Origin of the sequence: Candidatus Magnetobacterium casense (assembly GCF_000714715.1) — a bacterium.
GTDB lineage: Bacteria > Nitrospirota > Thermodesulfovibrionia > Thermodesulfovibrionales > Magnetobacteriaceae > Magnetobacterium > Magnetobacterium casense.
The window spans coordinates 17,165-30,482 of sequence record NZ_JMFO01000036.1 but is presented as its reverse complement, the minus strand read 5'-3'; the positions used below and the strand labels follow the sequence as shown (position 1 = coordinate 30,482).

The following is a 13,318-nucleotide window of genomic DNA, read 5'->3' as shown; positions in this document are numbered from 1 at the left end:
TTAATCTTTCCTATTTTTGGCTCTCTATTCCTTTTGTTCTTATCCTTCTCTTTATCATCATTACGCTCTTTCTCAGATGAAATGTCATTGTTGCCTTCTTTATTGCCATTGTTTTTCGGTTTAACATCAGGCTTTCCCTGCTCCCCTTTTAATCGATTGATCTCATCCCTTAACTTCTGATTTTCAACTTGGAGGTCTCTGTTGGTAGAGGATATATCCTCTATAAGGTTATAGAGCAAATAAATGCCATTTTTGACTTCAACATCTACTTTCTCCATATCGATGTTTAGTCCCTCCATCTTTGATTCTATTGTTCTTTGATTCATATATAACAGTCTATCACTTCTTGAACTATTTTGCAATAATTATTTTTCTGCTAACCCTCTACCATGCTTTTTAAAGAGGATACTATATAATCAATATTAGGGTCATCAAAGCTGATGCCTACAAACAAAAAAGTCTTTGAAACTAAGTCGCCTTGAAGTGTTGTAGTAAATAATTGCCTTTTCAGGTTATATACGTCATAATCATCCTTAGAGATAACAGCATCTGCAATTTGATCGACATCACCGTGCATTTTGTATACAATAGCATCACGTTTTGGTTTATTGGTTGCCAAATTATCCTGAGTGATTTTAACATCAACTGTCTTTCCATTTTCTTCAAGGACTTTTTCAATCAGCTTATCATAATTAGTAGTCCAGTAGGTATCAATTGGAAGTTTTGAAAGTATATTATGATTTTTAGTAACAGATACTTTTTTGGTAAATTCCTCAATCAGCATTTGATTGATAAAACCTCTGTTTCCACATCTATTATTAATACAATACTGAGCTACTGCAACCAGGTCACACTCTTTTTCTACATCAAGTTTAATCTCATCTGCAATTGGGCGTAGTAAACCCTTCCAATCTACAAAACCTGCCGGTATTGACAGTCCGGCTCCGGCAAAAATAGCTGCATTTTTCTCTTCTATCGCCTTTACAAATTCTCGTATAAGAACCTTTTTATCTATACTCATAAGCATTTAACCTCCATAACGTCTCATAATATTTATATGGTAAAAGGTTTCGCAGGAAGGGGTCAAGGGGACTTCTTTCTGGCCGGGGTGCCTCACCCCTCCCCTTGCGGGGGGTTCTGAAGGGGGCCAGATGCGACCTGGAGCGCCAAGAAGCAGAGCCGCCCCCTTCTTTCTCTTTGTTTGTGTGCCTTCTTACCCTTGTCTTACTTGCTATATGGTGGTTGGGGCTAATACTTTATCTCCCACGGTGGCATTATGGCAGCAGGGATACCGCCGCCTGCAATTGTGGTGCTGTTCATAAGCCAGATGGCCACCTGCCCGGTGGAACTGTTCTGCCACAGGATATCGGCCCTGGCATCACCGTTGAAGTCACGGATGCCTTTAAGCAGCCATGGCGCTGTAACCGTGCCCACCAACCCGTAGCTCGCTGCCGTTGAGCCGTTCATAAACCAGACAACCACCTGTCCGGTAGAGCTGTTCTGCCACAGAATGTCATCGGTGTGATTGCCGTCAAAATCTCCGGTGTCAATTATCTTCCACTCAGTGGGCACACTCCCCGGAGAACCCTGACTGCCTATGGTGGTAGCATTCATCAGCCAGACGATTAATTGACCCGTGGAGGTGTTCTGCCAGAGGATGTCCGTATTGCCATCGCCATTGAAGTCCCCAACGGTCTGAATCTGCCAGTTGAAGTCGCCGACAATGGCAGGGATACCGCCACCGGCAATGACGCCACCGTTCATCAACCAGATAGCCACGTAACCTGCACCGGTGTTGTACCAGAGGATATCGGTTTTGCCGTCGCCATTGAAGTCGCCCACGTGTTTTATATGCCAGTTGGGGTCTGACACTATGGCGGGCAATCCGGCGCTTGCTATCGTGGCGCCATTCATCGTCCAGATGACCACATCGCCGGTGGTGTTGTTGTGCCAGAGGATATCGCTCTTGCCGTTGCCGTCAAAGTCGCCCACGTCCTTTATCAGCCAGCTCGGGTCTGAAACCGTGGCAGGAGAACCAACACCGGATATTGCTGCACCGTTCATCAACCAGATGACCACCTGCCCTGTGGAGGTGTCTTGCCAGAGGATGTCGCTGTTACCGTCGCCGTTGAAGTCTGCCCGTGTACCCTGGTGAGTTGGCGTAGGCGTGGGAGTCGGCGTAGGCGTTGATGTTGGCGTGGGAGTGGGTGTCGGGGTCGTACCACCGGGGCATCCGCCGGTGTTTTTCCAGCAGTTGTAGTAGATGTTCAGCAGGGGGACAAACTCAGCCGTGGCCTTGAGGTTACCGGCCTGGGAGGGATGGTCGTCATCGCTTGGATACTCCAGGACGTTGGGGTCTGCGTCATTGTCGCCGTCTGTCTTGTGCTCAATGGCATTGTTGTACCACCTGTGGTGATTGCCGCTTGCGGAGTTGAGGTCGTTTGTGTTGGCGCTGCCTCCGTTGGTCGTCAGGACGTTGTAGAAGTCAAAGACGGCTACGTTGTGATAGGGATAGCCCGTAAGCCAATCGTTGACCAGCCACTTGTTAAATGCCCTGGTGGCGGCGGCATATGTGGGGTCGATCTGCGGCGGGGCAGTGATCACAACAAAGAGCTTGTCCTGACGTGTCCTGAAATACTCCAGGATGTCGATATATATCCCCTTGGCATTAGCAATCGTCATGTAGCCGGAATCAACGCCCTGACCGGCCAGAGGATTATTGCTTATTGCAGGTACGGGGTCGCTTGTGCTTCCGGTGAGTATGGAGTTGGTAAAGCACGACTTGAACATGACAATTTCGTTTTCACCGGCAGGAGTAGTCGTAAGCCGGTCATACTCGGAGTTCTGCTCAGAGAGGCTGTACAGGGCAGTCATGAAGGTGCTGCTTTGAGAGCCGCGAAACCACTCCCACCAGTTGCCGATGTCCGTGCGATCACCGATGGCTCCTGGTCCCCAGCCATAGTTTGTGTCGCTGACGAAGTAGTTGTTGTCACGTAGCGCCGTACCCAGTCCACCGTTATGAGCCGTGTCTATATTGCTGTTGGTAAGCCAGTACTGCCCTACGGAGTGGTGTACAAAGACAAGCCTTACTGTGCTTGCAGGTGGTGCAGGGTTGAGGGCTGCCGCAAAGACCACGTCATGGCTTACAATGACTAACGACAGGCACGTAAACACCAACAGAAACACAATAAACAACCGTCTCTGACTGACATGCTTATTACTAACTCTTTTCATAAAATCCTCCTTTTTTTATAAACCCTATTGATGATTATTCTAACAAAAAAAACGCTCTGTGTCAATCCTATTGTTTGCTATCCCCTGGCCTCCAGGATGACCATATGGTCGTCAAATACAGGGTCTTTGATGATTTCCATTAGTTGTGCGTGCAGTGGGTGAGTGGGCAGGTGTACGGCCTTGTCGGCATACTGTTGTTGTGTGAATGTGAAGTTGGCCAGGTTCTGGAAGTGTACCTGGGATGCCCCGATTTTCCGTGCCAGGGCGATAAAGTCCTTCATCTCCGTAAAGTTTTCCTTCTGTATGACGTAGCACAGTTTGAGGTTTCCGATCCTGCCCTGGCCGTAGAGTTGGCCTGCAAAGCGTGCGTTTGCTATGACGGTGTTAAAATCGCCGCCCCTGCGCAGGAGGCTGTATGTGTGTTGCGTTGCGGCGTCGATGGAGATGTTGATGCTTGCAACCCGGCCTTCGAGGTTTCTGAAACGTTGCCAGAGTTCAGGGGTCAGGAGGTTGCCGTTGGTCATCAGGACGAGCTTCAGGGCCGGAAAGTCGTTGTTGTTGATTGCAGTCAGAAGTCTCATGGACGACCTGCCGGCAAAGGGGTCGCCTGCACCGCTTAGTTCAACCACTGCCGCCGTTTTCAGCAGCGGGATGACCACGTTGTCGGTTGCCTCTTCTATCTGGCGGAGTTCGGCGGTATCGGGGATTATCTTGTCTTGTCGGCAGGATGGGCAGGAGAGGTTACAGACGGGGTCGTTGGCGAGGTTTATGAAAAATGGTCTCACGGGCATAACCGTCCCCATAGCCGGTATCTCCGAGGCGGTGCAACGTATGTGTTCTCTGATGTCAGGGGCAAGGGATTGAACCTTGTCATTAATGTAGGCAGTAAGCGAATCTCTGGCAGGCAGTAGTCTTAACATTATCATGTAGCAAGACATCTTGTCACAGAACGCAAACGAACCATCTATAATGCCCGCCCTTATGGCCTCTATGGCGGGAGAGTTCCAAACAGCGTTAAAGTCGTTGTAGTAGGCGTTGCCAATTGATGTCGGTAGCCAACTGGAACAACAGCAGTAGCAACCACCCCCTCGTGTAAGGCTCAGGTACACAAACGGAAAGAAACAGAAATAAGCCGCCAGCTCATGGCCTGGCTTGGTGGGGGTACCGGTTGTTTTATAGTGTCTTGCCCTGAATATCGAGTCCGTGATGCGGAGGTCTTGTGGTTGGAGGCGCCGTGCGTGTTCGAGCATGTCAATGGCCCTGTCATATTTAGCTCCTACGATGCAGGTCTCAGCGGCAGCCAGGAGCAGGCCGGTGTTGTCCGTGCCGGTGGCGGCCTCCAGCAGGGCATCTCCGATGGCTGGACTTGCAGTGATTGCCTCGTGGAACCGCCATAGAGATTGAGGGTCAAGGGCGCGGTGTCGTGGCTGAAGTGAGAATGCCGTGTATAGTTGTGAGATTGCGCGTTCATTGACTCTTGCCTTTGTCATGAGGGTTTTGAGTCTGGATAAGACATTCATATTTTAGCCTCCTGCAACACGCCCGGTCAAGTACATCTGTTTACCGCCATCATGTCATAGTATATCAGCACATAAAGCTGAAACACAAGTTATCGCTGTTTGTCGCAGTAATTCTCATGTCCAAAACCTTATTTCAGCATTGACGCCGCTTTCCGGCCTGCCAAATAGGGCGAACATTAGGCAAAACTATGAAGGTCGGGGGGCTAAAAAAAGAGATTGCAAAATGGTGATAAATATGTCAACATATAGCAATGAAAGACACACGACTAATTTCATGGATAAGAGCGGCTCGTAAAGAGTTCGAGGAATTTCCAGACGACGTGCAGGTCGGCATGTTGAGAGCGCTTACGATAGCCGCCGAAGGCAGCAAACCGGATAATACCAAGCCATTCAAAGGTGTTGACGGCGGTGTTTTTGAAATAGCGATTAAACATCGAGGCGAAGCCTTTCGTGTCCTTTATGCCGTAAAGATCGGCGTGGACATTTGGGTGATCCACGCCTTTCAGAAAAAATCAAAGACAGACATTAAAACGCCGCAAATGGAGGTTGACCTTATCCGTGAACGCTTAAAACGATTGAAGGAGGCTCTACAATGAACGACGATTTTGAATTGATACGCGGTAGCGGTAACGTGTTCCGTGACTTTGGCCACCCCAACGCTGATGTTGAGCAAGCCCGAGCTATTCTTGCAGCAAAGATTATAAAAACGCTTGATGAACGTGGGCTATCCACACGCGAAGCCGAAAGGCTAACAGGTGTGTCACATTCGGAGTTTTCACGCATCCGAAATGCGCGGCTCCAGCACTTTACGCTCGACAGAATGATTACAATACTTGGCAAACTCGACGAGGATGTAGAGATAAACGTCACCTTTACATCACGTCCTTCTTTGCAAAAAGGATTACATGCCTAAGCGATAACCGAACACAAACACTCTTATCGGCCACCAGGGGCAGCCGGAACGAAGCCCGCTTACAATTTTTGCAACTAAAAATGTCTGAACCACCGTGGTTGCCAATATTTAAGCCACTTTTATATCTTCATAGTAGGCGTTGCTGCTGTGCTTGAGCGATGTGACCACGCTTGACAGGAGTGGTATCCCACTTTTCTTTCCCTCCTGTAATATTAATGATTGCCAATACTTTCCATTCGTGATAAAATTAAACATGACCAGGGCTTGCATGGTATTGTTTTTGAAGGGTTCGACACTACCCTTTGGTGTTGTAACGGTGCAGCGCTCCACAGTGGGAACGGTGCATTTGACAGAACACCCCCAAAAAGGCTAAAATGCCTGTGATGGCGGACAAGCTCACCGACGTGGGTTTTGCGGTCAACGCCCCGGATGGTCTCTACGACGTTGGGGGGCAACCTCGATGCTGAGGTGATAGCTTTAAACAAGGATTATGGGATAAAATCTGATAACGTGATGTGGGACTTTAACATACAAACACGGACCTCCAATACCGGGGGCACCTTAAGGGGCAGCCGTATGACGCTTAACGGCAAGCTCTTCTTCGTGGAGTTTACGCGATAATGGCACTGGAAACCAGATTAGAAGCCAGACTGACTCAAAAGCTCGTCCTGACCCCGCAACTCCAGTTGGCTATCAAACTCCTGCAACTACCACAACTGGAGCTGACTCAGGCCATCAACCAGGAGATGACCGAAAACCCGTTTCTGGAAGAACATCAAGAGGAGGTCATGCAGGGCGAGGAACAGGTTGTCGAGGCCGCAACCACCAACGACAGCGTAGAATCCGAAATAACAACGGATACTCTGACCACGTTTTCGGTGGACGACTACTTTGAGGAACGCAGCAGCGATGGTAGAGACCTCGGATACTTCAACAGCGGGATGGTCGAAAAACCTGGATTTGAGACGTTCTTAACCACGACCTCTGATCTCACCGATCACCTCAAGTGGCAGTTGCGGTTCTGTAATGCCTCCGATGAGTTGCGTGAGCTGGCCGAAATGGTCATCGGCAATATAGATGAAAACGGCTACCTGTGTGCCACGGTCAAGGAGCTTGTTGCGTTGCTCAACGTCAGTGCCGCCAAGGTGCAGAAGGCCATCGCCCTGGTGCAGTCCTTTGATCCCCACGGGGTGGGTGCCAGGGACCTGCAGGAGTGTTTGTTGATTCAGTTGCGGTTTTTGGGCCTGGAGGGCACCATTGCAGAGAGTATGGTCTGCAACAACCTCGTTGACCTCGAAAAAAAGAAGTACCATGCCATCGCACGACAGTACATGGTGGGCGTGGAGGAGGTCATTGCCGCCGTCAGGGTCATTGAGCGACTGGAACCAAAGCCGGGCAGAAATTACTCCAATTCACAGATAGCCTACGTCGTCCCCGATGTCTTTATCGATAAGGTTGGCGATTTTTACAGGATAATACTCAACGACGAACACATACCAAGGATACGCATAAGCAGCATGTACAGGGAACTGTTGCAAAACAAAAAGGCCCTCGACAAGGAGGACAAGCAGTTCATGCTGGACAAGTACAAGTCTGCACTCTGGCTTATGAAGAGCCTCGATGAAAGAAACAAGACCATCTACAGAGTAACAGAAAGCGTTCTGAAGTTCCAGACGGACTTCTTTGAACGTGGCGTACAATCCCTCAAACCCCTCAACCTCAAGGTCATAGCCGAGGATATCGGTATGCACGAAAGTAACATCAGTCGTGTGACGTCGAACAAGTACCTTTCGTGCGGCCATGGGGTCTTTCCATTCAGGTATTTTTTCAGTAGTTCACTCAGCAGCCAAGATGGTGATGTCTCATCCACATCGGTCAAGGAACTCATTAAGAAAATCATATCCGAGGAAGACAGGAGAAACCCCTTGACGGACATCAAAATAGTGGAGATGTTCAAGAGTCAGAATATCAAAATTGCCAGGAGAACTCTGGCAAAGTACAGGGAGGAACTGAGAATCCCATCACACACACAAAGAAAGATAACGGATTAACAACCGTGGCTATAAGGCAACAGAGGACAAGAGAATCGATATTAAAAACCAACATGGAGGTGTTATGAATATTACGGTATATGGAAGAAACATAGAGGTCACAACGGCAATCAGGGACTATGCACATAGCAAGATAAAGAAATTTGAACGTATACTGACTAGCGATTCCGAGGCATCGGTGACCCTTTCGGTGGAGAAACTCAGTCACAAGGCCGAAGTGCTCATAAGGTCAAATGGCATGCTCATACAGGCCGAGTCAATTACGGCAGAGATGTACTCCTCCATTGACGATGTCATAGAGAAGCTAGATCGGCAGATAAAAAAACACAAGGAAAAACTCGAATCCAAGCGCAAGGGCACAACCAAGGATGCAAACCTCTCCGAGCTGACAAAACCCGTCGGAGAACCGGGCAATATAATCAAACGCAAGAGCTTTGACATGAAGCCCATGCCCCCTGAGGAGGCCGCCATGCAGATGGACCTCATTGACAAGGATTTCTACGTCTTTACAAACCAGCAGACCGGTGATATCAACGTTATCTACCGCAGAAAAGATGGCGACTACGGTCTCATAGAGCCGGTGAAATAAACTCACGGATATGTTATGAATCCCAAACCCTGTGTGATAATCGTCTCCGGGCTATCCGGTGCCGGCAAGACCGTGATGCTCAGAACGCTGGAGGACAATGACTACTTCTGTGTAGACAACCTGCCCTCATCCCTGATTGACGAGTTCCTTACGATTACCACTGCCAACGAGGAGACAACCAGGATTGCCATAGGGATAGACATCAGGGAAAAGGACTTCCTCAGAGGCATTGACGGGATAATCCTCAAATTGCGACAGATGTTCAACCTAAGCGTGGTGTTTCTTGAGGCAGAGACGGATATCCTGCTTCGACGGTACAAGGAGACGCGCAGGCCACATCCGTTGATGCAACTGGCTCATGGTGACATAAACAAGGCCATTGAACTGGAAGCATCCCTCCTGAAGCCCCTGCGCGATGCCGCAGACGTGATAACCGATACGTCGTACTATTCACCGCATCAGTTGCGGCACTTCGTTGCGGCGAACTTTGGCGGACTTGTCTCAAATGCGATGCGTCTGACGGTGCTCTCCTTCGGGTTCAAGTACGGCATACCGCAGCACGTGGACATGCTTCTGGACGTCCGGTTTCTGCCAAATCCACACTTTGTCGATGATCTCAGACCCCTTACCGGCAAGGATGAACCCGTCAGGGCTTTTGTCCTTAACAGTCAGGACACTGTGGAGTATCTCGCAAAGATGAAAGACCTCCTTAACTTCCTCATACCCAGGTACATCAAAGAAGGCAAGACCACGCTGACCATAGCGGTAGGGTGCACAGGCGGACGGCATCGGGCACCAACAATAGCCGAACAATTTGTGGAGTTCGTCAAACACAACAACCTAACCGTGGAACTGATACACAGAGATATTTAGGTAACTTGACATAAAGGAGAACCGGTGCCCTTGCAAACAGAGAGTTTGAGGGGAGGGTAGAGTCCTCCCCGTTGTTTACTTTTCTTTCACGGCTTAACGTATGCAAACCCTTCGGCCTGTCTCTTGATCAGCTCTGTGATGCCGGCGGGTACAACCTCTATGTATGGTGGCAGATTCTCAGGGTTTATGCACACATCACCGGCACACCCAAGCTTGTTCAGCGAATTGCGGCAGGCCAGAAACTTTACCCCGGCCTCAGCCAGCCCCTGCATCGCAGACAACCTGGCCTCATCCGCAAAGGCCGATATGGAGGGCCCGTTGGCCAGCACCCTGACCTCAACCTTATCCGGACTGACATCCCTGAGCAGATTGGTGACGTTGCCAAGGGCTACCTCCCACTTCTCCGGTTCGTTGACGTGAAAGATTACTTTCAGTTTTTCCATCTGTGTTTCCTCTCTTATCTTGTTCGTTTTTTGATAAACACCCGCACCGGTGTACCCTTAAAGGGGTGTTGCTCCCTGATGATACTTTCAATGTATCGCACGTGGTTTTGCTTTATGGCCTCCGGATAGTTGGCAAATATGGCAAACTGAGGCGGCTCTATCCCCACCTGCGTCATGTACAACACGCGCGTCTGTCTGCCCCTGTGCGAAGACAGGGTGCTGTTTATCTGCCCTGCCAGGCGATTTAAGAGACCTGTGCTGAAACGGTACTGACGCTCAGATACTACCTCGTCTATCAAGGGGAATATCTTTGTGATGCGCTTCCTGTTCAACCCCGACGTGGTCACCACCGGGGCGTATGAGGCAAAACCAAGCTCTCGCTCCATCTCATCCATGTATATCTTAAACACCGGTTCGGGGTCCTGTATCAGGTCCCACTTGTTGAGGAGTATGATAAGCCCCTTGCCGGTTCTGTCTACAAAGTTTATGATTTTCTTGTCCTGCTCCACGATTCCTTCGACGGCGTCTATGAGCAGCACCACGACATCCGCCCGTTCAATGCCCCTGAGTGTGCGCGAGACCGAAAACCGCTCCACGTCAACAACAACCTTACCCTTTCTGCGCATCCCTGCCGTGTCTATGAGCGTGTACCTCCTGCCATAGTACGTGCAGGGGCAATCCACGGCATCTCTCGTTGTTCCTGCCACGGCGTCAACGATCATCCGCTGTTTGCCTATCAGGGCGTTTATCAGCGTGGATTTTCCGGCATTGGGTCTGCCCACGATGGCGACCTTTGCAACGGCAGCCTCTTTCTCTGCAACCGCTGGCGTCTGCGCCCTCGCACTGGCACTGAGCAACCTCACACACTCATCCATCAGGTCATCAAAGCCCAGTCCGCTCTCAGCCGATACGGGCACAAGCGCATCCCCTATGCCAAAGAAGTCATACAACCGCTCCATTGCCCGCGGCGTGTCTATCTTGTTGACCACACGCAGGACGGTCTTGTCAAACTTGCGAAGGGTTTCGGTAAGCTCATGGTCCAAGGGGGTGAGGCCATCCTTGCCATCAAGCAGGTGTATCACCAGGTCGGCCTCCTCTATGCCCTCGATGGCGTGTTGGCGCACCTGGTCGATCAACTCGTCGTCGCTGCCGATGACTATGCCGCCGGTGTCAATGACGGTGAACTCAGTCCCTTCCCACCGGGCGTCTTCGTAGAGCCTGTCACGCGTTACCCCGGGGAAGTCCTCCACGATGGCCCTGCGACGCCCTACTATCTTGTTAAAGAGCGTGGACTTACCCACGTTCTGTCGTCCCACTATGGCAATGATCGGTCTTGCCATCTACGCCCCTACCTCAAAGATAAACTCTACCTCAATGGGGGAGTTTAAAGGCAACACCTCAACGCCCACTGCCACCCTCGTGTGTCGCCCACGCTCACCCATAAGCTCATACAAAAGGTCGCTTGCTGCATTTAACACATCAGGTTGTCTGAAAAACCCCGGGGTACTGCTGACATAACCGGTCAACCGTATACACCGCCTGAGGGTGTCAAGGCCACCGAGGTAGCCGCGTATCACCGACAGTGCGTTTATGACGGTCTGTCTTGCCGCCTCCCTTGCCGCCTCAACACTGACATCAAGGTCAACTCTGCCCTCTGCCAGGAGTTTGCCCTCCCACAGGGGTAGTATCCCGCTGATAAAGAGCAGGTTGCCCACCTGCACACATGGGACGTAGGACCCCAATGGTTTCGGCGCCTGCGGAAGCTCTATGCCAAGCCTGCTTAATTCGTTGTCTATGCTCATGATGACCTCCAAATATTCTCTGTCATAAGTCATGCGTATCCTAAAAATCACTACAATCTTATTTTAGCATATTGTCAGATGTTTTAAAGTCTTTATGTTTAAAGATCAAGGTTGTGCAGGAAGGGGTCAAGGGTTTCCCTGATTGTGTGTTCAACCTAACGAAGAGTTCCATAAGCCCTGCCTAACTGCTTGTGTCTATAGGTAGGGAAGTGTCTTTATCTATGTTTTTTTTCGTTTATGGCATCGAAATTAAGGATGTCCAGGTACTCCCACTGTCTGTATGCGACAACATGCAGCCCCTTCCTTGTTGCATATGCAATGATGTTATCATCAACAAAAGTGCTTGCCAGCATAGGGATTATTTGTTTCCCAACGCAGTCGCTGAAAAAGGTAGGCAGTATCTCTGCCTTGGCGAGTATCTTCTTTACATCCCGGCCATCAGGCTTGGATTTTACCTCTATCATGAAGGCATTGTCCGTAGATATGATCAAGATGTCAACCTCACAGTTATTAGCGCCTCCTTGTTTACTGGCCCTTACACGAAAATAAAGAGGTTTACATTTAAAATATTGCCTTATCAAGGGTTTTGCTCCAGGAGCTGGTAGTCCTGCAGAGGTAGTGATGGCATGATTTTTATTTTTAATAGGGAGGTTTGCTGCTTTATACGGTGGCCCCCGCCCTATTTAACACCTCTAACCAAACTTGCAGAGTGCTTCAATTGCGTGCACTACAGAGAAAGAAGGGAAGGCTTTGTTCTCCCTCAGACCCACCCACAAGGGAGCCACGGCCCCCTTGACCCCACGCTCCCTGCGGTCGCTTCTTACAGGCTATATGCCGATTTGCAAGGAGTTAGATATTTTGCCTCGCCACCAAAAATTTATGCACCCGTTGTTGAGATACAAGATACCTCTCCAGCCATGGATTGACCACAGTGTTAACCGATTTTTGAAGGGTGCCGAATTTCTCAGTATCATTAATCAACTAAAGGTATTCCATTTGCGTCTTTGTTTATTGTGCCGGTAAAAATCAAGATACCCTCTGTAAAACCCCAAAGAGCACCGGCACCAAATGTGACTATAGTAACTATAACTTGTATGACACCTATATTTGTATATCCCATATAAAACCGATGAATACCAAAAGCGCCAAGAAACAAACCCAAAAAACCTGCAACCATTTTTGATTTTGCACCTGTGTTCGATTTTGCACCTGTGTTCGCTAGTCTGATTCCACAATGAACGCATATTTCTGCTAAAGAATTTGTTTCTTTACCACATTGATTGCAGAAATTATTTCCTTTACCTACCGAAACACCACAGCCTACACATATTACAGCATTTTCGTTAATTGCTTTAGCACAGCTTCTACAATACATTGCTACCTCCAAAATTTGATTTTTATTTAGTATGAGCCTCTTGCAATAGACCTATTGTAAGGGGCATTATCAGCTATTACATGTCCCTTTGTCTTTGCGTCTTCATCTGTCTTTGTTTGTAAACTCACATCCCTTACCTGAAACATTGCTTCCAGCTCCGTTGCATTGTTGTGCAACGGTATCTCTGGAGATTTGGCCTTCCCTATGTAGCTTAAAAGGTACGGTGAAAAGCGGAAAACGAAAAGATATCTATTGACAAAATAAGATGGAAGAAGTAGACTTAGTTGTGACTTGTGACTTGTGACTTGTGACTTGTGACTTGTGACTTGTGACTTGTGACTTGTGACTTGTGACTTGTGACTTGTGACTTGTGACTTGTGACTTGTGACTTGTGACTTGTGACTTGTGACTTGTGACTTGTGAGCGCAGGAAGCACCCCTGAAAACTGCCCTATAACGCTCTCTCTGTTGTATTTATTCATACAGCAGTGTAACACTATAGCAGAATTTTTGTCAACC

At 49.0% G+C, this 13,318-nt stretch carries 14 protein-coding genes and 1 pseudogene; 6 read left to right on the top strand and 9 right to left on the bottom strand.

Features of this window, described 5'->3' with window-relative positions; all coding sequences use genetic code 11:
- The 4 genes and pseudogenes from Mcas_RS14135 to Mcas_RS14120 form a co-directional block, all read right to left on the bottom strand.
- A pseudogene (locus tag Mcas_RS14135) lies at positions 1-278 on the bottom strand (hypothetical protein); the annotation flags it as partial.
- Positions 279-376: 98 nt separating this feature from the next.
- The gene (locus tag Mcas_RS14130; RefSeq protein WP_040336201.1) at positions 377-1,021 is read right to left on the bottom strand and encodes an SIR2 family NAD-dependent protein deacylase; all 645 of its coding nucleotides are present in this window, start codon (positions 1,019-1,021) and stop codon (positions 377-379) included.
- 227 nt (positions 1,022-1,248) lie between these two features.
- Positions 1,249-3,234, bottom strand: coding sequence for an FG-GAP repeat domain-containing protein (locus Mcas_RS17095; RefSeq protein ID WP_052567502.1), 1,986 nt, complete (start codon positions 3,232-3,234; stop codon positions 1,249-1,251).
- 77 nt (positions 3,235-3,311) lie between these two features.
- Positions 3,312-4,754: a radical SAM/SPASM domain-containing protein gene (locus Mcas_RS14120; protein WP_040336195.1), complete on the bottom strand. Its 1,443-nt coding sequence runs from the start codon at positions 4,752-4,754 to the stop codon at positions 3,312-3,314.
- 251 nt (positions 4,755-5,005) lie between these two features.
- Here Mcas_RS14120 and Mcas_RS14115 point away from each other — a divergent pair, with 251 nt between their 5' ends.
- The 6 genes from Mcas_RS14115 (at position 5,006) to rapZ (ending at position 9,180) form a co-directional block, all read left to right on the top strand.
- Complete coding sequence (locus tag Mcas_RS14115; RefSeq protein WP_040336194.1) at positions 5,006-5,350, top strand: type II toxin-antitoxin system RelE/ParE family toxin; 345 nt, start codon at positions 5,006-5,008, stop codon at positions 5,348-5,350.
- The gene (locus tag Mcas_RS14110) at positions 5,347-5,667 is read left to right on the top strand and encodes a helix-turn-helix domain-containing protein (RefSeq protein ID WP_040336193.1); all 321 of its coding nucleotides are present in this window, start codon (positions 5,347-5,349) and stop codon (positions 5,665-5,667) included. Before Mcas_RS14115 ends, Mcas_RS14110 begins: the two co-directional genes overlap by 4 nt.
- 429 nt (positions 5,668-6,096) lie before the next feature.
- On the top strand, positions 6,097-6,288 hold the full coding sequence (locus Mcas_RS14100) for a hypothetical protein (RefSeq protein ID WP_040336191.1): 192 nt from the start codon (positions 6,097-6,099) through the stop codon (positions 6,286-6,288).
- Positions 6,288-7,718 carry an RNA polymerase factor sigma-54 gene (rpoN, locus tag Mcas_RS14095; RefSeq protein ID WP_040336190.1) on the top strand — a complete coding sequence of 477 codons (1,431 nt, stop codon included), beginning with the start codon at positions 6,288-6,290 and terminating at the stop codon, positions 7,716-7,718. The genes Mcas_RS14100 and rpoN overlap by 1 nt, the downstream gene beginning before the upstream one ends.
- Before the next feature lie 64 nt (positions 7,719-7,782).
- The gene (gene hpf / locus Mcas_RS14090; RefSeq protein WP_040336189.1) at positions 7,783-8,307 is read left to right on the top strand and encodes a ribosome hibernation-promoting factor, HPF/YfiA family; all 525 of its coding nucleotides are present in this window, start codon (positions 7,783-7,785) and stop codon (positions 8,305-8,307) included.
- Between the two features lie 15 nt (positions 8,308-8,322).
- A complete protein-coding gene (gene rapZ, locus Mcas_RS14085; RefSeq protein ID WP_040336188.1) occupies positions 8,323-9,180 on the top strand; it encodes an RNase adapter RapZ in 858 nt (285 codons plus the stop codon).
- A gap of 86 nt (positions 9,181-9,266) precedes the next feature.
- Here the strand turns inward: rapZ and Mcas_RS14080 are convergent, their stop codons facing one another.
- The 5 genes from Mcas_RS14080 to Mcas_RS14060 all read right to left on the bottom strand — a co-directional run bounded on the left by Mcas_RS14080 (position 9,267) and on the right by Mcas_RS14060 (position 12,800).
- Positions 9,267-9,623 carry a DsrE family protein gene (locus Mcas_RS14080; RefSeq protein ID WP_040336187.1) on the bottom strand — a complete coding sequence of 119 codons (357 nt, stop codon included), beginning with the start codon at positions 9,621-9,623 and terminating at the stop codon, positions 9,267-9,269.
- Positions 9,624-9,637: 14 nt separating this feature from the next.
- Positions 9,638-10,963 carry a ribosome biogenesis GTPase Der gene (gene der, locus Mcas_RS14075; RefSeq protein ID WP_040336186.1) on the bottom strand — a complete coding sequence of 442 codons (1,326 nt, stop codon included), beginning with the start codon at positions 10,961-10,963 and terminating at the stop codon, positions 9,638-9,640.
- A complete protein-coding gene (locus tag Mcas_RS14070) occupies positions 10,964-11,425 on the bottom strand; it encodes a RidA family protein (protein ID WP_040336185.1) in 462 nt (153 codons plus the stop codon).
- A 215-nt stretch (positions 11,426-11,640) separates the two neighbouring features.
- A complete protein-coding gene (locus Mcas_RS14065; protein WP_040336184.1) occupies positions 11,641-11,916 on the bottom strand; it encodes a hypothetical protein in 276 nt (91 codons plus the stop codon).
- 482 nt (positions 11,917-12,398) lie between these two features.
- Positions 12,399-12,800: a TM2 domain-containing protein gene (locus tag Mcas_RS14060; RefSeq protein WP_040336183.1), complete on the bottom strand. Its 402-nt coding sequence runs from the start codon at positions 12,798-12,800 to the stop codon at positions 12,399-12,401.
- Between the last annotated feature and the right edge of the window lie 518 nt (positions 12,801-13,318).

What these genes read in the sequence shown, in the direction of transcription:
- rpoN (WP_040336190.1), top strand. Translation starts at nt 6,288, where the DNA reads ATGGCACTGGAAACCAGATTAGAAGCCAGACTGACTCAAAAGCTCGTC.
- Mcas_RS14080 (WP_040336187.1), bottom strand. Translation starts at nt 9,623, where the DNA reads ATGGAAAAACTGAAAGTAATCTTTCACGTCAACGAACCGGAGAAGTGG.
- rapZ (WP_040336188.1), top strand. Translation starts at nt 8,323, where the DNA reads ATGAATCCCAAACCCTGTGTGATAATCGTCTCCGGGCTATCCGGTGCC.
- Mcas_RS17095 (WP_052567502.1), bottom strand. Translation starts at nt 3,234, where the DNA reads ATGAAAAGAGTTAGTAATAAGCATGTCAGTCAGAGACGGTTGTTTATT.
- Mcas_RS14130 (WP_040336201.1), bottom strand. Translation starts at nt 1,021, where the DNA reads ATGAGTATAGATAAAAAGGTTCTTATACGAGAATTTGTAAAGGCGATA.
- der (WP_040336186.1), bottom strand. Translation starts at nt 10,963, where the DNA reads ATGGCAAGACCGATCATTGCCATAGTGGGACGACAGAACGTGGGTAAG.
- Mcas_RS14100 (WP_040336191.1), top strand. Translation starts at nt 6,097, where the DNA reads ATGGTCTCTACGACGTTGGGGGGCAACCTCGATGCTGAGGTGATAGCT.
- Mcas_RS14060 (WP_040336183.1), bottom strand. Translation starts at nt 12,800, where the DNA reads ATGTATTGTAGAAGCTGTGCTAAAGCAATTAACGAAAATGCTGTAATA.
- Mcas_RS14110 (WP_040336193.1), top strand. Translation starts at nt 5,347, where the DNA reads ATGAACGACGATTTTGAATTGATACGCGGTAGCGGTAACGTGTTCCGT.
- Mcas_RS14070 (WP_040336185.1), bottom strand. Translation starts at nt 11,425, where the DNA reads ATGAGCATAGACAACGAATTAAGCAGGCTTGGCATAGAGCTTCCGCAG.
- Mcas_RS14115 (WP_040336194.1), top strand. Translation starts at nt 5,006, where the DNA reads ATGAAAGACACACGACTAATTTCATGGATAAGAGCGGCTCGTAAAGAG.
- Mcas_RS14120 (WP_040336195.1), bottom strand. Translation starts at nt 4,754, where the DNA reads ATGAATGTCTTATCCAGACTCAAAACCCTCATGACAAAGGCAAGAGTC.
- hpf (WP_040336189.1), top strand. Translation starts at nt 7,783, where the DNA reads ATGAATATTACGGTATATGGAAGAAACATAGAGGTCACAACGGCAATC.